We start from the raw sequence: 25,749 nt of genomic DNA on the forward strand, positions 1-25,749 counted from the left end.
GCAGTCCAACGGGAGCAAGCTCCCTCGCCACAAGCCAGCCCCCACACTATCGGCGTTTGCTGCCACCGAGCAATGAGCCCATCAACCCGCGTACCAATTGTCGGCCCAATTGATTCGCCGCCTGTCGCATCGCTGATTTCAATGCCTGGCCTGCCGCTGTGCCGAGGAATTCCCCGGCCTGCTCGGTGAAACTCGGCTCTTCAGGTGCAGGTTTGCCCGGCACGGCTTCGGGATCCGGCGCCAGGCCTTTGCGCCCCATCAGCACTTCATAAGCCGATTCGCGATCGACCGGTTTGTCGTAACGCCCCTTGAACGGCGAACCGGCAATCAGCACGGTGCGCTCGGTCTCGGTCAGCGGCCCGATCCGCGATTGTGGTGGTGCAACCAATACACGCTGGACCATCCCGGGTGTGCCCTTGTCCTGCAAGGTGCCGACCAGTGCCTCGCCGATCCCCAACTCGGTCAAAACCGACAAGGCTTCAAATGCCGGGTTCGGCCGGAAACCGTCGGCCACCGCGCGCAGGGATTTCTGCTCTTTGGCAGTAAACGCACGCAAACCGTGCTGAATGCGCAGGCCCAGTTGAGCCAGTACATCATCCGGCAAGTCGCCCGGCGATTGGGTGACGAAATACACCCCCACGCCTTTCGAGCGAATCAGTCGCACCACTTGTTCCAGACGCTCCTGCAACGCCTTGGGCGTACCGGCGAACAACAAGTGCGCTTCGTCGAAAAACAGCGCCAGCAGCGGTTTCTCGGCATCGCCGCGCTCCGGCAGTTGCTCGAACAGTTCGGCCAGCAGCCACAGCAGGAACGTCGCATAGACCTTCGGTGCTTCATGCACCAGACGGCTGGCATCGAGCAAGTGAATGCGCCCGCGACCATCCACGGCCGGTTGCAACATGTCTTCCAGCTGCAGCGCCGGTTCGCCGAACAACGCTTCAGCGCCCTGCTGTTCCAGCGTCGCCAGACGGCGCAACAGCGCCTGGCTGGAACCAGTGGTCATCAACGCGGCGTCATCCCCCAACAACTCGGGGTTGTCGCGCAGGTGATTGAGCAGCGCCTTCAAGTCCTTCAAATCCAGCAGCAGCAACCCCTCGCGGTCGGCCACTTTGAACGCGGCATAGAGTGCCGACTGCTGGCTGTCGGTCAGTTCCAGCAGGCTACCGAGCAACAACGGGCCCATTTCGCTCAAGGTCGTGCGCAGTGGATGACCGGACTGACCGTTAATGTCCCACAGGGTCACCGGATACGCCTGAGGCTTATGGTTCAGCCAAGGCATGCCGGCGATCCGCTCGGCGACTTTGCCTTGAGGGTTGCCGGCAGCGCCCAGGCCGCACAGGTCGCCTTTGATGTCTGCCGCGAATACAGCCACGCCGGCATCGCTGAAGGCTTCGGCCAGGCGCTGCAAGGTGACGGTTTTACCAGTCCCGGTAGCGCCCGCTATCAGGCCGTGACGGTTGGCCAGGCGCATGGCCTGGGCGATGGACTGGCCCGCGAGATCGGCGCCGATAACGAGTTGCAATGAGTCAGGCATTTTGTCACCCATGGTTAATCTTTGATCCTTCATGGCCGATAACAAGCGAGAGACCAGACTGAAAATAGCGTCGGTAATTCCCTAAGGAGAGGTGGAAATATCAGCTTACTTTCAACACTGCCCATTTTGCGCGCCTTTATAAAAGCACGCCCTGGACATTAAGACTTTAGCGGACCCCCAAGCCATGAATAAAAATCTGCGCTTCAGCCATAAAATACTGCTTGCCGCCGCCCTCATCGTTATTGCTGCCTTCGCCTCGTTCACACTGTACAACGACTATCTGCAGCGTAATGCGATACGCAACGACCTGGACAACTACCTGCAAGAAATGGGCAGTGTAACGGCCAACAATATCCAGACCTGGCTGGCCGGACGCAGCCTGTTGATCGAGAACCTGTCACAAAACGTCGCACTGAACGCCGACACCGACAACGTCTCCAAACTACTCGAGCAGAAGGCGGTAACCTCGACTTTCATGGGCGCCTATCTGGGCAACAAGGATGGCACCTTCATCATCCGCCCTGACAGCAAGATGCCTGATGGCTATGACCCTCGCGTCCGGCCTTGGTACAAGAGCGCCCAAAGCACCGGCGGCTCGGCACTGACCGAACCGTACATCGACCTGGCGTCCGGTCAACTGGTCATTTCCATCGTCAACAGTGTGCTCAAGGACGGTCAAAGCATCGGCGTGGTCGGTGGCGACTTGAGCTTGCAGGTGATCGCCGACAGCCTCAACGCGCTGGACTTCGACGGCATGGGTTACGCCTTTCTGATCAGCGCCGATGGCAAGATTCTGGTGCACCCGGACAAATCCCTGGCGATGAAGTCCCTGAGCGAGGCGTACCCGAAAAACACCCCGCGCATCAGCAGCGACTTCAGTGAAATCGACGTCGACGGCAAGACCCGCATCGTCACGTTCACTCCGATCAAAGGCCTGTCTTCGGTCAATTGGTACATCGGCCTGTCGGTGGATAAAGATAAAGCCTTCTCGATGCTCAGCGAATTCCGTACCTCGGCGGTCATTGCGACCATAATTGCCGTGGCGATCATCATCGCCTTGCTCGGCATGCTGATCCGCTTGCTGATCCAGCCGCTGCACGTCATGACCCGCGCCATGGAAGACATCGCCGACGGTGAAGGCGACCTGACCAAGCGCCTGACCATCCAGAATCAGGACGAATTCGGCATCCTCGGCACGGCGTTCAACCGTTTCGTGGAACGGGTTCATACCTCGATCCGCGAAGTGTCCTCGGCCACCGGCCAAGTCAACGAAGTAGCCCTGCGTGTAGTGGCCGCCTCGAACTCGTCGATGTTCAATTCCGACCAGCAAGCCTCGCGCACCAGCAGCGTTGCCGCGGCAATCAACCAACTCGGCGCCGCCGCCCAGGAAATCGCCCGCAACGCCGCGCAAGCGTCAAGTCAGGCCAGCGACGCGCGCAGCCTGGCCGAAGATGGTCAGCAAGTAGTGGATCGCAGCATTGCCGCGATGAATCAGCTGTCGACCATGCTCAGCGCTTCGAGCACCAACATCGAATCGCTGAACAGCAAAACCGTGAACATCGGGCAGATTCTCGAAGTCATCACCAGCATCTCCCAGCAAACCAACCTGCTGGCGCTGAACGCCGCCATTGAAGCGGCACGGGCCGGTGAAGCCGGGCGCGGTTTTGCCGTGGTGGCCGACGAAGTGCGCAACCTGGCGCACCGCACACAAGAGTCGGCGCAACAGGTGCAAACCATGATCGAAGAGCTGCAAGTCGGCGCCCGGGAATCGGTCAGCACCATGAGCGACAGCCAGCGCCATAGCCAGGACAGCGTGGAAATCGCCAACCTGGCCGGCGAACGCTTGAACAGCGTGACGCTGCGCATCGGCGAAATCGACGGCATGAACCAGTCCGTGGCTACGGCGACCGAGGAACAGACGGCGGTGGTTGAATCGATCAACGTGGATATCACCGAGATCAATACGCTGAACCAGGAAGGCGTGGAAAACCTGCAATCGACGTTGCGGGCATGCTCGGACCTTGAACAGCAGGCTTCGCGATTGAAGCAGTTGGTAGGCAGTTTCCGCATCTAGCGTCTGATTACGGACACTGTGGCGAGGGAGCTTGCTCCCGCTGGGTCGCGAAGCGCCCCCAAAATCGGGATCAAAGGTGTGTCAGATTGAACACACCGGCTGATTTGCGACTGCTTCGCAGCCGAGCGGGAGCAAGCTCCCTCGCCACACCCCCATCCAAAGCCCTTGGCTTCGCCGCAAAACCCCAACCGAACATCTATCCTTCATATAGGTCAACCAAAGGGAGAACAACGGTCCCGGAGGGATGTTCATCGTGCATATCGCTGACATAACCATGTTCTACGCCCCTGCCAGCGGTGGCGTGCGCACTTATCTGGATGCCAAACACCGTCGCCTGGGCAGCAAGCCAGGCATTCGTCACAGTTTGCTGATTCCTGGGGCTCATTTGAGTGAACAGGATGGCATTTACACGGTTCCGGCCCCTGCCCTGCCCTTTGGCAAGGGTTATCGCTTCCCCCTCCGCCTCGCGCCGTGGCGCAATGTCCTGCAGGATTTGCAGCCTGACCTGATTGAAGCCGGCGACCCTTACCTGACTGCCTGGGCCGCTTTGGACGCCAAGCGGCAGCTCGATGTGCCGGTGATCGGTTTTTATCACTCGGATCTGCCGCTGCTGGTCAGCAATCGCATGGGCAATTGGGTTACACCCAATGTCGAAGCTTATGTCAGCAAGCTTTATAGCAACTTCGACCGGGTTCTGGCACCGAGTCAAATCATGGCCGATAAACTGATCGGGTTGGGCGTAAAAAACGTTTTCGTACAACCGCTGGGCGTCGACCTGCAAACGTTCAACCCCAGTGCACGGGATCCAGGTTTGCGGGCCGAATTGGGCATCGATGAAAATACGTACCTGCTGATCTTCGCCGGCCGTGGGTCCAAGGAAAAAAACCTGCCTGTGCTGCTCAAATGTATGAAACGCTTGGGTCGTCGTTACCATCTGTTACTGGTGGGTTCATCAATGCCGACCCTGGTACCGCGCAATGTCACCGTCCTCGATGAGTTCTACCCGGCGGCGCAAGTCGCGCGCTTGATGGCCAGTGCCGATGCGCTGGTGCATGCCGGTGATCAGGAAACCTTTGGCCTGGTGGTCCTCGAAGCCATGGCCAGTGGCATTCCGGTGGTGGCCGTGGCGGCCGGGGCTTTTCAGGAAATTGTCACCGATCAATGCGGCCTGCTTTGCGCGCCGAACAATCCAGCAGCGATGGCCAACGCGGTGCGCGAACTGTTCAGTCAGGGCAGCACCGCACTGGGCAAACAAGCCCGCCGCCATGTCGAGCAGCATTACGCCTGGGATATCGTGGTCGACAGCCTGCTGGGGCACTATCACGCGGTACTCGGCACTCAATGGCCGCTGATCGCCAATGGTTGAGCCCATGAACGCGCCCAGCCTGTTACTGGTATTGCACGACGTTGCACCGCAAACCTGGCCCGATTACCAAGCCTTTGTCGAATCCGTCGACGCACTGGGTGAAGTGCCGATCACCTGGCTGGTGGTGCCAAATTTCCACAAACATAACGACCTGGCCGCGTATCCGGCGTTTCGACGTTTGCTGACCCATCGCGTCGCTCGCGGCGACGAACTGGCACTGCACGGTTACTTTCATTGCGATGAAGGGCCAATCCCCATCACTCCCCGAGACTGGTTCATGCGCCGAATCTACACCCATGAAGGCGAGTTCTACGACCTGCCTCTGGAAGCCGCCCTCTCCCGCCTGCATGCCGGAATCGAGGTGTTTCACCGTTATAACTGGCCACTCGAAGGTTTCGTCGCCCCCGCCTGGCTGATGAGCGAAGGCACCCGCCAGGCCTTGCGCCAGTTACCCCTGCGCTACACCAGCGACTCGCAGCATCTGTATCGTTTGCCGGATTTCACCGCGATCGATGCCCCCGGTCTGGTCTGGAGCGCGCGCAGCGCCTGGCGCCGCGGCCTGTCGAAAATCGTCAGCGATCAGCGCGAGCAACGTTGGCGCCAGGCGCCGGTGATTCGTCTCGGCCTGCACCCCGTGGACATGCGCCATGAGTTTTCGCGTCACTACTGGCTGCACACCCTCAAACGCTTGCTCGACGAGGGACGTGTGCCGATGACCAAGGCCAACTGGCTGGCACAGCAACGCGACGTCGTCGGTCGCGCCGCATGAGCCGCGGGATTCTGCTGGTCGTCGCCCTGCTCGCTGCGGTGCTCATCCCGTCGTTACTGGGCGGCGGCGAGACATGGTCGCGGCTGCAAAGCTTTCCGCTGAAATGGTTGTTGGTCATGTTCGGCATGATCCTGCTGTGCTGGATGCTCAACACCCTGCGCTTGCGCCTGTTGCTGGGAGATCAGCGCGGCAAGATCAGTCACGTCAAAAGCCTTGGGGTGGTGATGTCCGCCGAATTCGCTTACTGCGCCACCCCCGGTGGCAGTGGCGGACCGCTGACCATCATGGCCCTGCTGGCACGCCACGGCGTACGACCGGCCAGGGGCAGCGCCGTGTTCGCCATGGATCAGTTGAGCGATCTGCTGTTTTTTCTCTGCGCGCTGAGCGGGATTCTGATTTATGCACTGTTCCAGCACCTCAGTCAGCGCATGGAATGGCTGCTGACCGTCAGCGCCATCTCGATGTTCGGAGGACTGTTCAGCTGCGTATTGGCGGCTCGCTACCACCGCTCGCTGATTCGTCTGAGTGGTCGGTTGCTCGCTCATCTCAATGTCAAAGGCACCACCCGGATGCGCTGGGCACGAAAGCTCCTGCACTTCCTGGCGGCGTTCACTGACACACTGAAGTTGCCCTTTCAGACATTGATCACGGTATTTGCACTGACCTGCCTGCATTGGCTTTTGCGCTATAGCGTGTTGTATCTGGCGTTGCGTGGGCTGGGCATGGACTTGCAGTGGGCCTGGTGTTTTCTGATCCAGATGCTGTCGCTGAGTGCAGGGCAGTTCAGCCTGTTGCCGGGCGGGGCCGGAGCGGCGGAATTGACATCGGCGGCGCTGCTGGCGCCTATGGTCGGGAAGTCCACCGCGGCGGCGGCGATTCTGATCTGGCGGACAGTGACTTATTACTTCTACCTGGTGGTCGGTGGTCCGGTGTTTTTGCTGATGCTCGGGCGGCCATTGCTCAGGAAGCTGATGAAATTCAAACGGGCTTAAAAGATCGCCTGTGGCGAGGGGGCTTGCCCCCGTTGGGCTGCGAAGCGGCCCCCGGCATTCCTTCAGGTATACCTTGTGAGCTGATCTTGCGACGGCTGCGCCGCCGAACGGGGACAAGTCCCCTCACCACAGTCCTGCAACTGCTCCCACAACTCGGCGGCACCGGGGAACTCCGTGCCGTCTTCGGCGCTCAGGTCATCCGGGTCATAGCGACTCAAACAGCCCTCACCCAATGTGGCGGGTGCTTTGGAAGTGGCTTTGTCCAATGGATCGGCCATGGTCATGTTCTCAGTGCAAAAAACGGCGAAGGGCCTGCAGCGATTGAACGCCCAGGCCCTTCGAATTTCAACCGTATGGCTATCAGAACACCACGGTTTTATTGCCATGCACCAGCACCCGGTCTTCCAGGTGATAACGCAGACCACGGGCCAGCACCATTTTCTCGACATCACGGCCGAAGCGCACCATGTCTTCAATACTGTCGCTGTGACTCACGCGCACGACGTCTTGCTCGATGATCGGACCGGCGTCCAGCTCTTCGGTGACATAGTGGCAAGTGGCGCCGATCAACTTCACACCGCGCATCGAAGCCTGGTGATACGGCTTGGCACCGACGAACGACGGCAAGAAGCTGTGGTGAATATTGATGACTTTATGAGCATATTCGCTGCACAACTCGGGCGGCAGAATCTGCATATAACGGGCAAGTACCACCACTTCGGCCTCGTGCTGTTTAACCAGACGCGAGACTTCGGCGAAGGCCGGCTCCTTGTTCTGTGGATTGACCGGGACATGGTAGTAAGGAATACCGTGCCACTCGACCATGCTGCGCAAATCATCATGGTTGGAAATCACGCAGGTGATTTCACAGTCCAGTTCGTCGCTGTGCCAGCGGTGGAGCAAGTCGGCCAGACAGTGAGATTCACGGCTGGCCATCAACACCACGCGTTTCTTCTGCTCGGTGTCGGTGATGCGCCAATCCATCGAGAACTCTTCGGCGATCGGTGCAAACGCTTCGCGAAAGGCTTCGATACCGAAAGGTAGCGAATCGGCACGAATTTCGTGACGCATGAAGAACCAGCCACTGAGATTATCCGAGTGATGGCTCGCTTCAGTGATCCAGCCATTATGTGACGCCAGAAAGTTACTGACTTTAGCAACGATGCCGACGCGGTCCGGGCAAGCAATCACCAGCCGAAAAGTGCGCATGAGGGGGAAACTCCAGAACTTCGCAAAGGCCGCCATTCTAGCGATTGCGCAGCAAAACTGCAGTATTGATGACGTATGGCGTTGCCTGCAGGTCCCGTACAGGTTCTGCAAGCAGACGCGGCCCCACGCGATGGTGTTCTTGCGGGCATTCTTCAAGAGGTCAACTGAGAATATTTGTGACGCTATTTAACTATCACTCCAATGTGTGTCCTATTCCGCAACTAATTTAAATAAAACTCCGGTTAAATGTTTACTTGATGAAACACCCTGACTATTATTGTCGCACTGTCACCTGCCATCCAGCGCCCAACATAAGGTAGTCCTCATGTCCTTGATCAACGAATATCGCGCCACCGAAGAAGCTATCAAAGAGCTGCAAGCCCGTTTGAAGAATCTGTCCCAAGACGACAAACTGCAAACCGAGCTGGAATTCGAAGGCAAACTGCGCACCCTGATGGGCGAATACTCCAAATCCCTGCGCGACATCATCGCGCTATTGGATCCAGAGTCCAAAACCAAGGCTCCACGTGGCGGCGCAGTAAAAACTACTGGCACCAAGCGTGCTCGCAAAGTTAAACAATACAAAAACCCGCACAATGGCGAAGTCATCGAAACCAAAGGTGGCAACCACAAGACTCTGAAAGAGTGGAAAGCCAAGTGGGGCGGTGATGTGGTTGAAGGTTGGGCTACCCTGCTGGGCTAAGCCGCAAGCGTGTCGCAGACTGATCCGCGACCAAAAGAACGCCAGCAAATGCTGGCGTTTTTTTATGCCTGAAATTCAAGCGCGGATTATTTTCGTTTTCAAAGATTCAAACGTTTGCGTAATGACTGGACATGATTCTGCCATTCATCCAGAACCTCTCGCTGAAACGATGTAGCACTAGTCATCAATTGAGCAGCCGCCTCCAGAAAACTATCCAGCGTATTTGGCGCGCCCCACTCAGGTGCACACAAACGTTTCTGACAGAATATTCGCCAGCGTTCTTGCTCTTCCAGGCTCAACGTATCGGGAAAGTTGCGTGCGCGATAACGAAACAATAATTCAGGCAAACGTTCATCATCGAAAGGCCACTGTTCATGTGCTAATTGCGCAGGGTCGGCAGCTCTGACTTGCTCACATAGACGCCGGTCCCGATCACCGATAAAACCGTCGTATAACTGTTGCTCGGGGTCTTGGCTCGGAGAAAAATCGTCGCTGGCGTAAATGTCTGCCACTTTATCTCGCCAAACTTGTTGTGCGTCACTTAGCCGCAGCGCCCGCTCCTGATAAAGCGCCATATCCAGCCCCAGACGTTGCTGATCTACAGGACGGAGTACCGATAACGGCGCCACTACCGGGCACTTGTTTATGTGTATGAGCTTGAGCGGCACCGGCAGTTCGCCTTCGGCCAAGTCATCGCGGCGGGTATAAAGCCGCTGACGCAAGGTTTCGGCATCCAGATCAAGCAGCCCCTGAGGGTCCAGGTGCAAGTCACAGACAATCAGCGCGTTGCGATTACGTGGATGCCAGGCCAATGGCAGTACCACACCCACATAGTTGCGGGCCGCCGAGAAGCGCCCGGAAATATGCACCATCGGCTGCAACAGCCGAATTTGATCCATGACCTTTTGTTTACTGCGCAGTTGAAACAGCCAGTCATATAACTTCGGCTGTTTTTCCCGAATCAGGCGCGCCAAAGCGATAGTGGCGCGCACATCCGACAGCGCCTCGTGCGCATGCCCATGATCGATACCATTGGCGGCAGTCAGACGCTCGAGTTTGAGCGTGACCCGCCCTTCGTCGTCCCTGGGCCAGACGAGGCCATCGGGACGCAAGGCATAGGCCGCGCGCACCACATCGATCAAGTCCCAGCGGCTGTTGCCGCCCTGCCACTCCCGTGCATAAGGATCGAAAAAATTTCGATACAGGCTGTAACGGGTCATCTCGTCGTCAAAACGCAGCGTGTTGTATCCGGCCCCACAGGTGCCGGGCGCCGCGAGCTGGGCATGAACCCGTGTCATGAAATCGGCTTCGCTCAAACCTTGTTCGGCCAGACGCGCGGGCGTAATACCGGTGATCGCACACGCCGCCGGATGCGGCAGGATGTCCTCGCTGGGCTGGCAATAAAGGTTGACCGGTTCGTCTATTTCATTGAGATCGAAGTCGGTGCGAATCCCCGCCACTTGCAGCGGGCGGTCGCAACGGGGGTTGATGCCAGTGGTTTCATAGTCGTACCAGAAGATCGAGGTCACGGGCTGTTCCTGAACTGAAGACCGGCGAAGTCTAGGCGCACATAGGCCGCCCCGACCAGAAATCTTGTCATTCAATCACCTCTGACCACGCACCGTGCAATACATAGTTATGTCGTTTTCCCCCGAGAGGCTGCTAGCATCCGACGGACCAGGCCACATCAAGGTTGCCCATGCTCGACACCACAGCACTGCCAGGGAAAGCGACGCTGTCCCGGCCACTGGACACGCGGTATCACGTCGAAACGCCCGAAGGCATCGACTTGCCGCTGCGCCCGGCCGGGTTGATAGTACGTGCGCTGGCGTTCGCCATCGACCTGGGCCTGCGCGGGGTGATGCTGGGCCTGCTGTTCATTGTGTTGGCGTTCCTGGGAAAACTGGGCGCCGGGCTGGGTTCGATTCTGCTGTTCGTGGTGAGCTGGTGGTACATGGTGCTGTTCGAGGTGCTCAATCAAGGCCGCTCGCCGGGCAAGCAATGGATGGGATTGCGCGTAGTACATGACGATGGCACGCCGATCGGCTGGTCCGCGTCCTTGCTGCGCAACCTGCTGCGATTTGTCGACATGTTGCCATTCGGCTACTTTCTCGGAGCAATCAGCTGCCTGCAACATCCCACCTTCAAACGCCTCGGCGACCTGGCCGCCGGTACGCTGGTGATCTACCGCGAACAACCGCTCACCCGACCGCAACTGCCCGACGTCCCGCCACGGCGCGTAGCCTTCGCGTTGACGCTGACCGAGCAGCGCGCCATCCTCGGGTTTGCCGAGCGCCAGGGTGAACTCTCCGAAGCACGGGCCAACGAGCTCGCCTCGATACTCGCGCAACCGTTGCAGGTATCGAAGCCGCAGGCGGTGGCCGAACTCAACGGCATCGCCCGCGGACTGTTGGGCCCGACATGAAGCAAAGCCTTTTCGAAAGTCGCCACAGTGCCGAATGGGAGCAGTTTGCACTCATGCTTGAACGGCTGGAACGCGACAAGGACGCCTCTGGAGTCGCCAGTTTCCCCAGTGATTATCGACGGCTCTGCCAACACCTGGCCCTGGCTCAGGAACGCGGTTACAGCAGTTTCCTGATCGATTCATTGCAACAACAGGTACTGCGCGGACATCAACAGCTTTATCGGCATCGCAGTCGACTGGGTGCCAACGTGTTGAGTTTCATCCTCGCCGATTTCCCGCGACTGGTGCGTGAGCAATGGCGTTTCGTGCTTGCCGCCAGCCTGATGTTTTTTGGCAGCCTGATCGGCTTCGCGTTGCTGGTGTATCTGTTCCCGGACCTGATCTACAACCTGATCCCGGCCGAGCAGGTCAGTGAGATGCAAAGCATGTACGACCCCGTCGCCGGCCACCTGGGACGTTCGGCCGAACGGGCGGCCAGTGAAAACTGGGTGATGTTCGGTTACTACATCATGCACAACATCGGCATCGCGTTTCAGACCTTCGCCAGTGGTTTGCTGTTTGGCCTGGGCAGCGCGTTTTTCCTGTTCTTCAACGGTTTGATGATCGGTGCGGTGGCCGGGCATCTGACGCATATCGGCTATGGCCAAACCTTCTGGTCGTTCGTGATCGGCCATGGCGCCTTCGAACTGAGTGCCATCGCCCTGGCTGGCGCCGCAGGCCTGCAACTGGGCTGGGCCTTGATCGCGCCGGGGCGTTTGCCTCGCGCCGAAGCCCTGCAGTTGGCGGCGCGCAAAAGCGTGTTGCTGATTTGCGGGGTCATGCTGTTTCTGCTGATTGCGGCGTTTATCGAAGCCTACTGGTCGTCGAGGACCGGGCTCGCGCCGCTGACCAAATACCTGGTCGGCGCGGCGCTCTGGTTGTTGGTGGCGACTTATCTGCTGTTTGCCGGACGGACTCGCCATGCGCCTGAGTGATGCCAGTGTGGTGATCCGCCCGCGCACGACCTGGGAAGCCATGGACCTGGGAGTGCTGCTGAGTCAGCGCCATCGACGCCTGTTGATGACCAGTTGGGCCATCGTGACCTTGCCGATCTTCGCTCTGCTCACCTTGCTGTTGTGGGATTCGCCCTCCCTCGCCGTGTTCCTGTTCTGGTGGCTCAAACCGGCGTTCGATCGGCTGCCGCTGTACATCCTGTCCAAAGCCATGTTCGGCGAAACGCCCACACTGAAGCAGGCCCTGCGCCAATGGCCGCGCCTGCTCAAACCGCAATTGCTGGCCAGCCTGACCTGGCGTCGCCTGAGCCTGAGCCGCAGTTTTCTGATGCCGGTGGTGCAACTCGAAGGTCTGGCGGGCGAAGCACGCCAACAACGTTTGCGCGTGCTGCTGCAGCGCAACGCGGGCGCCGCCCAATGGCTGACGATCATCGGCGTACATCTGGAAACCGCGCTGTGGATCGGCTTGATGGTGCTGTTCTACATGCTCTTGCCGCAACAGGTCGAACTCGACTGGGGCTGGCAGACCTTGATTACCGCCGCCACCCAAGACTGGCGCTGGCTGGAACACCTGACCAATACCTTTTACGTTCTGGTGCTGATTGTCTGGGAACCGATCTATGTGGCCTGCGGTTTCAGCCTTTATCTGAACCGACGCACGCGGCTGGAAGCCTGGGATATCGAACTGGTGTTTCGCCGATTGCGCCAACGCTTGACCAGCACGGTCGTCACGCTGCTGCTGGCCGCGATGCTGCTGGTGCCGACGGCGAAAAGTGGCTGGGCCGCCGAACCGAATACTTCACCGGAATCTGCCCGCCTGTTGGAGCAACCACTGACCAGTCAGGCATCCCGGGACAGCATCAAGGCCATCCTCGATCAGCCCCCCTTCAAGAACAAGGAAACGGTCACGCGCTATCGTTTTGGCGAAGACAAACCCGCCGCCAACAACGCGGACGAAGGTCAAACACCCGCCTGGCTGAAGGCGCTGTTCAGCTTGCTGGACAGCCAACGCTTTGGCGTATTGGCCAGCCTGATCGAAGTGTTGCTGTGGGGCACAGTGATCGGCGCCATTGGGCTATTGATCTGGCGTTACCGCGACTGGCTGCAGGCCTTTGTCAGCCGTCGACCCACGTTAAATCGCAAAGTCGCGCGGCCATCACCGCAGCAGGCGTTCGGCCTGGACCTCAACCGCGAAACCCTGCCTGCCGATATTGCAGCCAGCGCCGAAAGCCTCTGGCAAACCCATCCCCGTGAAGCCCTCGGGTTGCTCTATCGCGCCCTGCTCAGCCACTTGCTGCACGACTTCAACATGGCGCTCAAGCCCGCCGACACCGAAGGCGAAGTTCTGCAGCGCGTTGAACAACTGCAACAACCTGCCTTGCTGGCCTTCAGTAAAAACCTCACCGGGCACTGGCAGAACATGGCCTATGGGCATCGTCTGCCACCGGCGCATTTGCAGCAGGAACTCTGTGACGGCTGGCGCGCGTTATTCGGCCCGGGAGCGGCCCGTTGAACCGGCGTTTGTGGCTTTCGGCCGGCGCGTTCATCGCCCTGCTCGTGTGTGCGCTGAGCGTTTACCTGTATTTCAAGGCCATGCCCTATCAGGCAGAAATCGATCACGGCCCGTCCCCCGAAGCCCAGGCCAACCCCTATCTGGCGGCCGAGCATTTTCTGCGTAAACAGGGCCTGACTGTCAGCCACGCCAACAGCCTCGACATCTTGCCGACGCTCGAGCCTCACCAGCACAGTTTGTTGTTGCTCGGCGATCGGTCGAACATGTCACCGCGACAGGTGGATCAGGTGTTGAACTGGACCCGGGCCGGTGGACGTCTTTTGTTCGTCGCCGAAGCCCTGTGGGATGAGAAGACCGGTCAGAGCAATGACCTGCTGCTCGACCGGGTGCAGGTGCACCAGTCCCTGAGCAAAGACCTCAAGGAACCGCCGCCCGATCTCCTCGACGACCCCTACCCCAAACTGACCAAGCTGTACCTGGAAAACGAAGAGGCGCCGGCCTACGCCGGCTTCGATACCGCGTTCCACCTCGACGACCCGAAAAACCTCGCGCAGGCCTGGGCCAACAGCGGCAAGGCCACGCACATGATGCAACTGGCTCACGGGCTGGGTTCGATCACCGTGGTCACCGACGCCGACCTCTGGAAAACCCCGGCCATCGACCAGTACGATAACGCCTGGCTGCTGTGGTACCTGACGGCCGACACAGACGTGACCCTGCTGTTCAATACTGATCACGACAGTCTGCTGACCTTGCTGTGGCGCAACTTTCCACAAGCACTGGTGGCCCTGATTGCCTTGATCGCCTTGGGGTTCTGGCACGTTGGCGTGCGCAACGGCCCATTGCTCGAACCTGCCCCAAGGGCGCGTCGTCAACTTCAGGAACACCTGCGTGCCAGCGCCGATTTCATGCTGCGTCGCAACGGCCAGCACAGCCTGTTGCAAGCCTTGCAACAAGACATCCTGCGTCGTGTCCGTCACCGTCATCCCGGTTTTGAACAACTCGGCGTTGCCGAACAATGGCTGGTGCTCGCACGCCTGACTGGCCAACCCACACGCGCCATCAGCCAGGCCATGAGCCCGCGACCGAAGCAGCGGCTGTCCAGCGCTGAATTCAGCCGTCAGGTCGCCCAGCTGCAAACCTTGAGGAACGCCTTATGAGTGAACAGATCGAGCCCGGCACACAGACCCACGCCGCCCAGCAGCGCCAGCGCGCCAGTCAGTTGGCCCAAGCGGTAAGAACAGAATTGCAAAAAGCCGTGATCGGCCAGAACACTGTGATCGACGACGTGCTCACCGCCCTGATCGCCGGCGGCCATGTGCTGCTCGAAGGCGTGCCGGGGTTGGGCAAGACGTTGCTGGTGCGCGCCCTCGCTCGCTGCTTCGGCGGTGAGTTCGCACGCATCCAGTTCACCCCGGACCTGATGCCCAGTGATGTCACCGGGCACGCGGTGTACGACTTGCAAACCGAGCAATTCAAACTGCGCAAAGGCCCGCTGTTCACCAACCTGCTGCTGGCCGACGAGATCAACCGCGCCCCGGCGAAAACCCAGGCGGCGCTGCTCGAAGCCATGCAGGAACGCCAGGTCACCCTCGAAGGCCGCGCCCTGCCGATCGCGCAACCGTTCATGGTACTCGCCACCCAAAACCCGATCGAACAGGAAGGCACTTACCCGTTGCCGGAAGCCGAGCTCGACCGCTTCATGCTCAAGGTGCGCATGGACTACCCCGATGCCGAGCAGGAACTGAACATGGTGCGCCAGGTTAGCCGCTCGACCCGCGCCGACATGCTCGACGTGCAACCGTTGCGCACCGTGTTGCAAGCCAAGGACGTGCTGGCCTTGCAACGCATTGCCAGTGATCTGCCCATGGACGATCAGGTACTCGATTACGCCGTGCGCCTGGCCCGCACAACCCGGACCTGGCCGGGGTTGACCCTGGGCGCCGGGCCACGCGCTTCAATCGCGCTGGTACGTTGCGCCCGCGCCCGGGCCTTGTTGCGCGGTGGCGAGTTTGTGATTCCCGATGACATCAAAGGTTGTGCGCTGGCCGTTCTGCGTCACCGTGTGCGAATTGCCCCGGAGCTGGACATCGAAGGGCTGGAAGTCGATCAGGTACTCCGGCAGTTGCTCGACCAAGTGCCGGCGCCGAGGCTGTGACCGACACTCCCGTGGCGAGGGGGCTTGCCCCCGTTGGGTTGCGGAGCAGCCCCAAAACCCATCGACGCATAATGTCAGATAAAACGCGTCTACCTGTTTTACGACTGCTTCGCAGCCGAACGCGGGCAAGCCCGCTCGCCACAAAGGTACTGTGCCAGATGGTTGAACGTAGCCCTTACCAAGGAATCGCGACGCAATGAAACCCTCGCGCCTGCTGCTGATCTGGCTCGCGGCCCTACTGGCCATCGGCATCGTGCTGGGCACGTTGCGAGCCTTGGACATCGCCATTCCATCCAGCCTGTTATCGATCAACTGGGGATTGCTCCTGGCGCTGCTGGCCCTGGCGATACTCGATGCCATCCGCCTCAAACGACTGCCCTCGCCTCGTGTGCAACGGCATATGCCCGGCAGTCTGGCGCTTGGTCGATGGGGCGAAGTACGGCTGGAGGTCGAGCATGATCTTGCCCAGCCCTTGAGCATTCAGCTCTTCGACCATGTGCCGGACGGCCTGAGTTTCGAAAACCTGCCACTGCCAGTCGAGCTGCAACCCGGCCAGCGCAGCCACATCGGCTATCGGCTACGCCCCCTCAAACGCGGCCACTTCACCTTTGAACACTGCGAAATCCGCCTGCCAAGTCCATTGGGTCTGTGGCTCGACAAACGCATTCTGAACCTGACTCACCACACCCGCGTCTACCCCGACTTCGCCCACCTCTACGGCGGCCAACTGTTGGCGGTGGACAACTGGCTCAGTCAACTCGGCGTGCGTCAGCGTCAACGCCGTGGTCTGGGTCTGGAATTTCACCAGTTACGGGAGTTCAGAGAAGGCGACAGCCTGCGTCAGATCGACTGGAAAGCCACCGCGCGCCAACGCACGCCAATTGCCCGGGAGTACCAGGACGAACGCGATCAACAGATCATGTTCCTGCTCGATTGCGGCCGGCGCATGCGCAGCCAAGACGGTGAACTGTCGCATTTCGACCATGCACTCAACGCCTGCCTGCTGCTCAGTTATGTCGCGCTACGTCAAGGTGATGCGGTGGGCCTGTGTACCTTCGCCGGCGATAAGGCTCGCTACCTCGCTCCGGTCAAGGGCACAGACCAGCTCAACGTGTTGCTCAACACCGTCTACGACCTGGCCGGCACGCAACGCCCTGCCGATTACCCAGCCGCCATCAACCAGCTGCTGGCCCGACAAAAACGCCGGGCACTGGTGGTACTGGTCACCAACCTGCGAGACGAAGACGACGAAGAACTGCTCACTGCCGTCAAACGCCTGGGCCGTCAGCATCGAGTGCTGGTGGTCAGCCTGCGCGAAGAGGTGCTCGACCACTTGCGTCAGGCCCCCGTGCAAACCTTGCCTGAAGCCCTGACGTATTGCGGCACGGTGGAGTATTTGAACGCGCGAGCCGAACTCCATGAGCAGTTGCGTGCTCATGGAGTGCCGGTGCTGGATGCCCGGCCCAGTGAACTGGGCACGGCGTTGGTGACGCGGTATTTGAGTTGGAAGCGGGCTGGGGTGATTTAGAGAGACTCCATGACAAAACACCAGAGACTCAGCTCATTACCGCCATCTTCGATCACAGCCTCATTCACGAAACCATCATTGATTCACTGGCCAAGGGCGATTCATAGCGGTCAGGTCATAGTATTTCTCACTAAGAACAGTACCCTGCGGATCCCTTACCTGAGCACGGATGCGTGTCCCTCCAGCGGGGAGAGGTCCAAAGTTTTTACTCGCCAAGCCATCCGAATCGGTATGCGTCGCCGGTGGTGCCTGATTTTCATTTCTAAACCAAAATACTTCTACTCCTTGCGCAGGCTGCTGAGTGAGTCTAGAAACAACAATGGCTCGAACCGTTGCATACCCGCCAATAGGGTAAAAATTTCCGCCCAAAGACCATACCCGCGTTATCTCGACATGCCACGCTTCCATGATGGTAATCCGTGCAACGGAGCTCGGGTTACTGCTCTCCAGCGTGGCGGTAAGGTCGTAGACTCCAAGCTTGTCAGGCTTGAACATGACCCTTGCGATCCCATTTTTATCGGATGACGAAGGCAGCAACACCTGATCTGGAAAACGCCAGGCAACCTCAACATTCTCCATTCCAACACCGCCATTGCGGCCCACCACTTTCACCCATGCGATCACGTTGTCACCCAGACGAATCGTCGGGGTATCAGTGGTAATGTCTTCAAGCACCGGCTCATCTTCAACCACCGTAAACACCAATCGAGCCGAATCCCACCCCGTTTCTCCACCACGCACCGAAGCGATCAAGGAACGCTCACCTACGGCCACAGGTAGTTTGAAGTGAACATTGGCCTTGCCATCGGCCCCTGTCAGCGTCGGCTCCAGCGACACACCCTCGAATCGCCACATGACCTCCACGCCCTCAAGCGCTTTACCGCTGAGGCTGACCACCGTCACCTGTGCACTGACCTCGTCACCGGGGTAGCCGCTCAACTCGGGGCTGGAAATGTCTTGAATCCGCCGCGGTTCGTTGACCGTGAAATTGATGGTGATCGAGTCCGAATGCACGGCGTCACCGGCGGTGGCCGTCAGCGCCATGAGCCCGGATTTGACAGGGACAAAGCTGACAGTCGCCACACCATGGAAATTGGTCGTGGTCCGAATCGGTTCCAGACCCTGGCTTTCCCACACGACGGATACCCCCGCCAAAGGCTTGCCGGTAATGACCGAGACCAACGTCACTCGGGCCTTGAATTCGGTTCCCCAATCAATGACCTGAAGGATGCTGTCCATCGCCTTGAACTTGATGACCTGCGACGTCGTCCCCAGCGACACGGCATGAAGCGGTGAACGCTCCAGCAGCCGTGAGGCGGCCAATCGCAACGAGAAGCCGGCGTCCTTGATGTCCCCGGCTTTCAACGTGAACGGCAGGCCGGCGGCAGTGAGCTGTCGAGGTACGCCCAGTGCCACTGGCCCAGGCTCAAGGGCTAGTTCGGCCGGGCCTGTGCCCGTCAGCCCCAGTGTCAGGGTTTGCCCGTACAGTACGCTGTCTTCGTTCGCCGAAAGCAGGAAGTTGAATTCGCTGTCACGACGGGGAAAGAAGGTCGATTGCGCCCAGGGTTGCGGCAACTGGTCGTCGGTGTGGACCATCAGGTCAAGCCACGGATCGGTCTCCAGGGCATTGACTTCAAAAGTCTCCCCGGCTTGAGTTCCGTCATAAGGGTTGTCAACCCGAGCAGTCACCTGATTCGGCCCAGCAGCCTGCGGCCGACAGGCATAACCGGCCCAGCCTTCCGGCCCGGTCAGCGAAGTGCCGGGTTGCCCCAAGCCTTCTTGCCATTGAACCGATGCCCCTTCTACAGGCTGATCCGTGAAAAACGACAGGTACTGGATTTCCAGCCTCGCACTTTCGTTCTTGCTCAGCACCGGGTCCGTCGCGGCATTGTGGATGGCGCCGACCTTGAGTTTGTTGTGGGCCAGTTTGAAAGGAAAATCAATTGTGCTCCAGTCCAGTGGTAAATAATTAAAGCCGAAAAACACCCTAAAATCGCCTCCTTGCTGGGTGGCACTCAGATCAAATTGAAATCGCCCTCCACCAGCGGTGATCGAAGGTGGCTGGTTGATAGGTGGCGTGATGATCCAGTCGGGTGGCACGCCCCCCCACCCTATCCGCAAGCCATGCAGCGGGCTAAACGCAGGGGTCCACAACGTGATGTTGTGAATAGCCCCAATGCAGGGGTAAACGGCACCACGGTCAGGCACTGCAGGCGTCTGATCCAGCACCAGCGTCGCTTCCTGAGCCAGGCTCGAAGCAAACAGTCGCCCGTTCAGCTCGCGCTTTTCCGGCAGATGGTTGCTATGCACCTCCAGCCCGAACAATCCGCTGATGTCGGAGCCGGAGCTGATCTCCCACTCCAGCCCCTCGTCCGTCAGTACCCGCTCTCCCCCCAGGTCGGGAGTAAAAACCAGCCCAAGCCCCGGGTGCACACCGCCGTGCCCGTTCAAGGCAATCCGCTGCCCGATAAAGGCGCTGCCGGGGCTTGGCTCAAGTCGCAATACATGACTGCGCCCACGTAGACAAACCACCCCAGGCTTGAAGTTCAGACCAGCGGGAATAACGTCTCGCCCATCCAAGAAGAACGTCACTTCATCCTTCCACTGACTGCTCGCCAGCGCCAAAACCTGGAACTCGCGATCGAGCGTACTCCCATCGTCACGCACCTTGACCTGCGCCGTCAGGCTATAGCCTCCAGGCTCGGTGGGCTTGTCGATCACACTGGCCCAGCCCCCCTCGCCGGTGTAGGAGGTGACCGTGCCACGCGGGCCGACCCAGTCCACCCGCGCATTGAGTACCGGCTGGTTGTTGAGCGACAGCACTTGCAGCATGCAGTACACATCGTCGCCTTCATCCACCACCGGGGATTTGTTGGCCTCGCGCACCTCGCCAATCTTGACGCTGTTGCGCGCCAGCGACATGGCGTTGGGGACGGTGGTCCGCAGCAGCCTGGAGCAACCCAGACGCAAGCCGAAGCGTCCGTCCTTGATGTCGCCGCAGTGCAGCACCCAGTCCAACCACTGCTCCCCCCCGACCGGCACCCCAACCGGTACCGCCAAATCAGGACTCACAGTCACCGCCAGTTCAGCGTGGGGCTCCCCTTCCCACAGCAACCACACCTCCGTGCCCTGCAATGGGCTGTTGCTCGAAAACCCTGCACCGAGACGATAATCCCCGCCGCGATCGGGGTAGCCAGTCTTTTCCCCCCAGGTAGCAATGTTGGTGTTATTGAACGAGACCCCCACACTCTTCCATGGATCACTCGCCAACGCCCGAACCTGCAACGACTGAACCACCTGACCGCTCTCGTAGTAAGGGCTCGCCACAGACGCTTCGATGTCCTGAACACCCGCCGTGGCGGGCCGATAGTCGAACCTGGCCTTGCCCTCTCCATCGGTAGTGCCGCGCTGCAGCACCTCATCACCGAGGCGCCAGATCACCTCCTGTCCCGAGACCGGCGCTTGGGTGTAATGCGAGCGCACCAGAACAACCAGCTCGACCGATTCTTCATACTCGATGACCGGGAAATAAGCGGCCTCCTGCACCACCTCCATGACCAGTCGATGGTGCCCCAGCGATACCGCAATCGGGAAAGGAGGCGCGGTGTACTTGCTATAGAGCTCAAGGGTCAACAGGCGGGCTTCATCGCCTTCCAGGTCTGGGCAGTCGATCGTCCATGGCAGCTCGATCCGTTGGTTTTCCCCCAGTGCCGGCAACGTGGTGATCGCCTCCAGTGGATTGTCCTCACTCCACAGCGCCGCTTCGGTGTCCAGCCATGGGCTCTCCTCATCCGGCACAACACCCAGCTCATGGCTGAACGCCCCCGCGGCCCCAAGGCACAAGTACATCGTCTGGCCCGCGGTAAAATGCTGACCGTCGATGTGCCACTGCAGCAATTGCAGAGGGTCGAGTTCAAGGTGAAGCCTTATGCGAGCAAGGCGTATCTGCTGACTACCCAAGCTACTCGGGCTGATCAGGGTGACGCGCAGACGGTCGCCCTGGCGGATATCAAAGTCCAGGTAGGTGGTGAGTTCGATAAGGTTGAGGTCCAGGCGATTGACCGTGTCCTGGGGTGAACCGGCAGGGGGCAGCAGAAGTTCCAACTCCTGAGTGCTGTCTTCCTTACCAATCTTTATCGTGCCGGGTTCCGTATGAACGGTCTCGTATAAAACGCTCATGTGGTAACGCGCAGAGGCGCCACCGTCCGCCGGGATTTCCAGCGTTTGATAAACAGACGCCAGATTGGTCAGGGACATGAACTTGATGCTCTCACCGCCCCATTGGCCCGTCGAGACAGACACGCCCAAAGGATTGAAGAGGTCGATCCAGTGCTCGTAATCCTCCTGGAAATCGCCATTGAGCACCAGATTGGTATTCGTGTTGATCGCACGTTCATTCATGACTGTTTCCCCTTTGAAAGAGGTTGCACATCCTTTGCCTCGACCAGCGCCTTAGCCTTTTGGGAAAATGAGGCATCGCCCACCTTGGCCGTATAACGAACCTTCACGATAATGTCGGTCAACGACGCCAGCATCTCGAATTGTTTCAGCCGTCGAGGCCAGGGAAAGGTCAGCTTCCAGCGCGAAACGGCTCCCGTATTCTCGAAGGGATTGAGCAAACCTTCATCAGGCTTAAGCGCAGCCCGGCCGGTATCGTCCAGCCCGCTGGACAACGCCACCTGCTGGCCGCTGCTCAAGTTGAACAGCACGTCGGCTGGCGCAATAGCGTTAGCCGGATCATGCAGGTATTCAAGCGATTGAATCGAGGGCTTGAGGGCCGTGACACTGCCGACCTGCAACAGGGTTGCCCGAGCGTTCTCGAAAGGCGCGACGACCATTGGCAGCGTCACTTCAACCGCGCTGATCTGCCGGCAATAGTGATCGTGGAAGTCGCGGTCGAACAGCAGCTGGGTGAGCTTGAAGTTCAACGTACCTTTGTCCCGGAGATCGCGCAGTGCATCAGCCCAGGAACCTGTCTCCTGCGGGTCTGTCGCGTCATCAAACAGTTCGCGCAACGATATGACCTTGACCAGCTCAAGGCGCCGCTGATAACGCTGCAAATAGTCTGACTCCATCCGCAACAGGTCCAGGCGCAGGGAATCGCCCGCCGTCAGCCCATGGCGACTGTCGAGCCAGACGTCCGGGCGAATGCTGCTCGATTCATATTCACCGGTTTCTGCCTGCAGAGCGGCCTGAGCACTCAGGCATAAGCCGACCACCGCATCATATGCCTGAAAATGAACAGTCTTGAGCTGGCCCAGTAACCAACGAAACAACTCAACATTAGTGGCCCGTTTTTTAAGGAACTCGTACACATTCAGTGCCTGGGTGTTGGCCCTGAGTGTTTGATCATGGCTCGCCTGCACCGCCTTGATCGCGTGGCACTGAGCCTTGATCTGTTTGTCGATCGCGTCCTTTTCGGCGGCTGCTTGGTCACGGGCATGGCCCCACTCCACACGCCTGCGGCGATAGTTTTCAGAGATCAGTTTTTTATCGGCATCCTTCATGATGACATCGGCTGCCGTTTGAATCCCGTAGGCCACGGCCCTGGGTACCCCACCTAATTGCCAATTGCCGTTAGCCAGGCCAAATATTTTTGGAGGTACATCGAGGAGAGAGCCCGCCGCGTGCAAACCATTGCTGACCCCCATAAGAATTTTCGCGAGGTCATTGGCGGACATGGATTCGTATTCCGAATCGGAAATGTGATCGTCATAGAGTTGCAAATAGTGCTCGCAGCGCTCATCGGCCAGCGCCTTGCTCTTGCATAGCGCGTCCTTTGTGGCCTTCATCTGCTCCAGGTTTTCCTCTTGCACCTGTCTGGCGAACTCCCCCAATTCGATCAGATGATTCTGCTGCAACTCTTCCTGCTCGCCACGATCCTGTTGCTCCTGCAGGCGCAGCACCTGATTGCCGAACTCCTGCAGGGTTTGCACCCCGCGCATCGCCGCCTCGAACAGCACCCGCCAACGGAATGCCGCCACGCGCAGCTGCCCGCCCATGGGACGTACCGAGCCCGCACCACCGGCCGCCAGGCTGCGCAGCAGATCTCGGGGGTCCATGGTGCTGAATAGCGGAATCGATAACGGCTTGCCGTCGAGTGTCAGGTTATGACGCAGGTTATAGAGCCGACTTGCCGGCAGTTCGTAAGACTCAAGCAGGCGTGCACTGACCGGGAGCTTGAATCGCTCGGTACCAATCATTCCCGGGTCTTCGAACCAGGCGGTCTTGACCGGCAAGTGTCCGGCATCCAGTTGCAGGTTTTTTTCGAACGCATCCAGCTTCGGACGGGTATTGGCTTCTGCCACCAGCTCTTCCAGGGTTGCCGGTGTCCAGCGATTGAGGGTTCGGGTATCCGGCGGCTCCCCCATCAGCGTCTGAGCACGCACATACTGCAACTTGGCAGTCGCCAGGCTGTCGCGTGTCAGCTGTCGATATAGCCAGTCTCCCCAGGCGATGATGTTGTTGACGTAGTCGAGAAAAATCAGGATTTGATAATGCCGCGGTGACGAGTAGGCGATCGCATCCGGGTCGGTGGGCGCATTCGCTTCGTAGCAAATATCTTTATCAACGACCTGGACGTCCAATGGCCGGCATCGCCAGTAAGCGGGTTTGGAATCTTTGGCAGGCGCCTGCGGGTCGAAAATATAATGCAGCCACTGCTGGGCCTCGAGAAAACGCTGCTCGGCAGTTAAGCGCGAGGCCACCAGATGAGGCAGGTGGAAGAACAGCTCCCAGAAAAACAAGCCGTTACAACCATCGAACGGCCCGTTCGGTTCGACACCTTTTCCGGGTAGCGGCGGCTCGGCCGGGAACTGGGTCTCCCAGTCGAGCACTGCGTCCATTGAGACGTTGGAACGGGTAACCAGTTCAGGACCGATCAGGGTGTTCAACCGAACAAACTTGAGGTTCAGGTTGTTTAGAGGGAGGGCTAGAAACTGTGCGCCTTTTTCATTGGTTTTATGGATGAACGGCAGCGGGGGGTTAGCGGGTACTGAACCGATGGTAATTACAAACTTACGGGTTCCCACAATCTCCGAGGAACCCAACGTGAAGGTAACGATGGCAAACGAACTTCTGATGACTTTCATCCAGGCCGTCGACCAACCGCCATTTCTCGAATGCGCCTCCTTAATAGGAACCGGATCTCCTTCCGCCCCATTTTCAAGGGTTAATTCGAATAGAACTGAATTGCCATTCTCGGCCGTCTTTACAGCAGAGCAATGTCCCTGAATATATAGCGCGTACTTTCCCTGTTCTGGAACGATATAAACCTTGAGTGAATAGTGATCGATTAATGTGCCATCGTTAACCACTGTGCTGGACATCGAAGGATAGTCACTGGGCAATACCCGTTGCTGAACAGTGACGGGATCAACAAACAAGACATGGGCCAGATGGTCCATGACAGGCCGCTCATCCGCCACTTTACGAAACAGCGAATCTCGTGTTTCGTAGATTTCCACCGGAACGTGATCTGCGGCCGGGTCGGCTGCCGTGCCATTGGTCAGGTGCACCGCGAGCCTGCCCTTCGGATACTCGGTATCAATCTCATCGCGCAAGGCCACCGCCACCAGCCTGCACCCTGCTGACACCGGCTTGTCGAACTGAGCCAAATGCAGCCTGATGGGCGACGACCATTGTCCGTTCAAGGCGACGAACGCCACTTTGATTTCCAGCTCGTAGGGTTTTTGCATGACGGCATCAGGATCGAATAACGCCTCACGCCATTCCACCCACACCAGGCACAACCGCCCGCCCCACCACACCAATCTGCTGTCCAGCACCTGTTCGTCAGCCGGAATGTCCGCGGGTTGCCACTCGCTCCAGGCGGTCGGGTTGACCGCGACAGATTCGTTTTCAAGCAGGATCTCGGCCCGGCGCCAAAAGTAGCGATGCGGGGCAATACGTTCCCGACCGACAAAGTAATAGTCGGCGCTGCGAGGGTCATTGCCATCCATGTAAGCCGTGAGCACTTCCAGGTTGCAGGTTTCTTCAAATCCGCGCAGATACTCCTGCACCGCCCGTTGCACCGAATCGATGGTCAGTCGCGCCTGGCTCAGGTTGTTTTCAAGGGTCTTGAACAGACTGGTCTTGCGAATGCGGGCATAGGGCGTGATGTAATCTTCCGGCAGGCACTTGAGCAACTGGCTGGCCGACCAGACCGGATAGTTGCTGGCAATGTCCCAGTCCCGTAGATGCTTCTTGTCGAATTCCACCCCTTCATAACCAGGCTCAAGTTTCTGATACACGGCGTGAATGTACTGCTGCAGACAACTGACGGCCTCCGCCACCCAGGACGTCTGCACCTGGTCACTGTCCAGAGGATCGGTGCGCAGCCATTCGAACAGATCGTTGGCGTTTTTCAGGGGCGATTCATCCGAAGGATCGTCATCGACGTCTTTCATACCGATACTGAAATCAATCAAGGCGTCCCGCTTCAGGGCTGCCAGTTCACCGAGCTGTTGCTTGATCATCACCATCTC

General features: G+C 58.9%; 17 protein-coding genes and 1 pseudogene. 12 read left to right on the forward strand and 6 right to left on the reverse strand.

What is annotated here, in order from left to right; translation table 11 throughout:
* Positions 1–46 precede the first annotated feature (46 nt).
* The gene (locus ACQKPC_RS01835) at positions 47–1,534 is read right to left on the reverse strand and encodes a helicase HerA-like domain-containing protein (RefSeq protein ID WP_427622908.1); all 1,488 of its coding nucleotides are present in this window, start codon (positions 1,532–1,534) and stop codon (positions 47–49) included.
* A 184-nt stretch (positions 1,535–1,718) separates the two neighbouring features.
* Here ACQKPC_RS01835 and ACQKPC_RS01840 point away from each other — a divergent pair.
* From ACQKPC_RS01840 to ACQKPC_RS01860, 5 genes and pseudogenes are all read left to right on the forward strand, one after another.
* A pseudogene (locus ACQKPC_RS01840) lies at positions 1,719–2,750 on the forward strand (HAMP domain-containing protein); the annotation flags it as partial.
* Positions 2,751–2,843: 93 nt separating this feature from the next.
* Entirely contained in the window at positions 2,844–3,608 is a 765-nt protein-coding gene (locus tag ACQKPC_RS01845) for a methyl-accepting chemotaxis protein (protein ID WP_427623017.1), read from the forward strand.
* 244 nt (positions 3,609–3,852) lie between these two features.
* On the forward strand, positions 3,853–4,974 hold the full coding sequence (locus ACQKPC_RS01850; protein WP_427622909.1) for a glycosyltransferase family 4 protein: 1,122 nt from the start codon (positions 3,853–3,855) through the stop codon (positions 4,972–4,974).
* Positions 4,967–5,743 (forward strand): DUF2334 domain-containing protein, encoded by a 777-nt coding sequence (locus ACQKPC_RS01855; protein ID WP_427622910.1) that lies wholly within the window; start codon positions 4,967–4,969, stop codon positions 5,741–5,743. The genes ACQKPC_RS01850 and ACQKPC_RS01855 overlap by 8 nt, the downstream gene beginning before the upstream one ends.
* Complete coding sequence (locus ACQKPC_RS01860; protein WP_427622911.1) at positions 5,740–6,735, forward strand: lysylphosphatidylglycerol synthase transmembrane domain-containing protein; 996 nt, start codon at positions 5,740–5,742, stop codon at positions 6,733–6,735. The genes ACQKPC_RS01855 and ACQKPC_RS01860 overlap by 4 nt, the downstream gene beginning before the upstream one ends.
* A 62-nt stretch (positions 6,736–6,797) precedes the next feature.
* Here ACQKPC_RS01860 and ACQKPC_RS01865 read toward each other — a convergent pair whose 3' ends face one another.
* Together ACQKPC_RS01865 and purU are read right to left on the reverse strand one after the other, a co-directional pair.
* Positions 6,798–7,013: a hypothetical protein gene (locus ACQKPC_RS01865; protein WP_427622912.1), complete on the reverse strand. Its 216-nt coding sequence runs from the start codon at positions 7,011–7,013 to the stop codon at positions 6,798–6,800.
* Between the two features lie 82 nt (positions 7,014–7,095).
* A complete protein-coding gene (purU, locus tag ACQKPC_RS01870; protein ID WP_008072448.1) occupies positions 7,096–7,944 on the reverse strand; it encodes a formyltetrahydrofolate deformylase in 849 nt (282 codons plus the stop codon).
* 325 nt (positions 7,945–8,269) lie between these two features.
* On the opposite strand from purU, the gene mvaT reads away from it, so the two are divergent.
* Entirely contained in the window at positions 8,270–8,647 is a 378-nt protein-coding gene (mvaT, locus tag ACQKPC_RS01875) for a histone-like nucleoid-structuring protein MvaT (protein WP_007933316.1), read from the forward strand.
* A 98-nt stretch (positions 8,648–8,745) separates the two neighbouring features.
* Here mvaT and sbcB read toward each other — a convergent pair whose 3' ends face one another.
* Entirely contained in the window at positions 8,746–10,176 is a 1,431-nt protein-coding gene (gene sbcB / locus ACQKPC_RS01880) for an exodeoxyribonuclease I (RefSeq protein WP_427622913.1), read from the reverse strand.
* 170 nt (positions 10,177–10,346) lie between these two features.
* Between sbcB and ACQKPC_RS01885 the strand changes: the two genes are divergently transcribed.
* The 6 genes from ACQKPC_RS01885 to ACQKPC_RS01910 all read left to right on the forward strand — a co-directional run bounded on the left by ACQKPC_RS01885 (position 10,347) and on the right by ACQKPC_RS01910 (position 17,263).
* Complete coding sequence (locus tag ACQKPC_RS01885; RefSeq protein WP_427622914.1) at positions 10,347–11,072, forward strand: RDD family protein; 726 nt, start codon at positions 10,347–10,349, stop codon at positions 11,070–11,072.
* Positions 11,069–12,046, forward strand: a complete 978-nt coding sequence (locus ACQKPC_RS01890) for a stage II sporulation protein M (protein WP_427622915.1) — start codon at positions 11,069–11,071, stop codon at positions 12,044–12,046. Before ACQKPC_RS01885 ends, ACQKPC_RS01890 begins: the two co-directional genes overlap by 4 nt.
* The gene (locus ACQKPC_RS01895) at positions 12,033–13,577 is read left to right on the forward strand and encodes a DUF4129 domain-containing protein (protein WP_427622916.1); all 1,545 of its coding nucleotides are present in this window, start codon (positions 12,033–12,035) and stop codon (positions 13,575–13,577) included. The genes ACQKPC_RS01890 and ACQKPC_RS01895 overlap by 14 nt, the downstream gene beginning before the upstream one ends.
* Positions 13,574–14,737, forward strand: coding sequence for a DUF4350 domain-containing protein (locus ACQKPC_RS01900; protein WP_427622917.1), 1,164 nt, complete (start codon positions 13,574–13,576; stop codon positions 14,735–14,737). Before ACQKPC_RS01895 ends, ACQKPC_RS01900 begins: the two co-directional genes overlap by 4 nt.
* Positions 14,734–15,735 carry an AAA family ATPase gene (locus ACQKPC_RS01905; RefSeq protein ID WP_427622918.1) on the forward strand — a complete coding sequence of 334 codons (1,002 nt, stop codon included), beginning with the start codon at positions 14,734–14,736 and terminating at the stop codon, positions 15,733–15,735. Before ACQKPC_RS01900 ends, ACQKPC_RS01905 begins: the two co-directional genes overlap by 4 nt.
* Before the next feature lie 196 nt (positions 15,736–15,931).
* A complete protein-coding gene (locus ACQKPC_RS01910; protein WP_427622919.1) occupies positions 15,932–17,263 on the forward strand; it encodes a DUF58 domain-containing protein in 1,332 nt (443 codons plus the stop codon).
* Positions 17,264–17,338: 75 nt separating this feature from the next.
* On the opposite strand, the gene ACQKPC_RS01915 is transcribed toward ACQKPC_RS01910, so the two are convergent.
* On the reverse strand, positions 17,339–21,664 hold the full coding sequence (locus ACQKPC_RS01915; RefSeq protein WP_427622920.1) for a hypothetical protein: 4,326 nt from the start codon (positions 21,662–21,664) through the stop codon (positions 17,339–17,341).
* A complete protein-coding gene (locus ACQKPC_RS01920; protein ID WP_427622921.1) occupies positions 21,661–25,740 on the reverse strand; it encodes a neuraminidase-like domain-containing protein in 4,080 nt (1,359 codons plus the stop codon). Before ACQKPC_RS01920 ends, ACQKPC_RS01915 begins: the two co-directional genes overlap by 4 nt.
* Positions 25,741–25,749: the final 9 nt, after the last annotated feature.

Origin of the sequence: Pseudomonas sp. NPDC089918 (genome assembly GCF_050280605.1) — a bacterium.
Taxonomy (GTDB): Bacteria; Pseudomonadota; Gammaproteobacteria; order Pseudomonadales; family Pseudomonadaceae; genus Aquipseudomonas.

Bases quoted from the DNA above. Each gene is read 5' to 3' on its own strand.
- ACQKPC_RS01910 (WP_427622919.1), top strand. From the start codon at position 15,932: ATGAAACCCTCGCGCCTGCTGCTGATCTGGCTCGCGGCCCTACTGGCC.
- mvaT (WP_007933316.1), top strand. From the start codon at position 8,270: ATGTCCTTGATCAACGAATATCGCGCCACCGAAGAAGCTATCAAAGAG.
- purU (WP_008072448.1), bottom strand. From the start codon at position 7,944: ATGCGCACTTTTCGGCTGGTGATTGCTTGCCCGGACCGCGTCGGCATC.
- ACQKPC_RS01885 (WP_427622914.1), top strand. From the start codon at position 10,347: ATGCTCGACACCACAGCACTGCCAGGGAAAGCGACGCTGTCCCGGCCA.
- ACQKPC_RS01845 (WP_427623017.1), top strand. From the start codon at position 2,844: ATGTTCAATTCCGACCAGCAAGCCTCGCGCACCAGCAGCGTTGCCGCG.
- ACQKPC_RS01905 (WP_427622918.1), top strand. From the start codon at position 14,734: ATGAGTGAACAGATCGAGCCCGGCACACAGACCCACGCCGCCCAGCAG.
- ACQKPC_RS01920 (WP_427622921.1), bottom strand. From the start codon at position 25,740: ATGATCAAGCAACAGCTCGGTGAACTGGCAGCCCTGAAGCGGGACGCC.
- ACQKPC_RS01890 (WP_427622915.1), top strand. From the start codon at position 11,069: ATGAAGCAAAGCCTTTTCGAAAGTCGCCACAGTGCCGAATGGGAGCAG.
- ACQKPC_RS01865 (WP_427622912.1), bottom strand. From the start codon at position 7,013: ATGGCCGATCCATTGGACAAAGCCACTTCCAAAGCACCCGCCACATTG.
- ACQKPC_RS01855 (WP_427622910.1), top strand. From the start codon at position 4,967: ATGGTTGAGCCCATGAACGCGCCCAGCCTGTTACTGGTATTGCACGAC.
- ACQKPC_RS01895 (WP_427622916.1), top strand. From the start codon at position 12,033: ATGCGCCTGAGTGATGCCAGTGTGGTGATCCGCCCGCGCACGACCTGG.
- ACQKPC_RS01915 (WP_427622920.1), bottom strand. From the start codon at position 21,664: ATGAATGAACGTGCGATCAACACGAATACCAATCTGGTGCTCAATGGC.
- ACQKPC_RS01835 (WP_427622908.1), bottom strand. From the start codon at position 1,534: ATGCCTGACTCATTGCAACTCGTTATCGGCGCCGATCTCGCGGGCCAG.
- ACQKPC_RS01850 (WP_427622909.1), top strand. From the start codon at position 3,853: ATGTTCATCGTGCATATCGCTGACATAACCATGTTCTACGCCCCTGCC.
- ACQKPC_RS01860 (WP_427622911.1), top strand. From the start codon at position 5,740: ATGAGCCGCGGGATTCTGCTGGTCGTCGCCCTGCTCGCTGCGGTGCTC.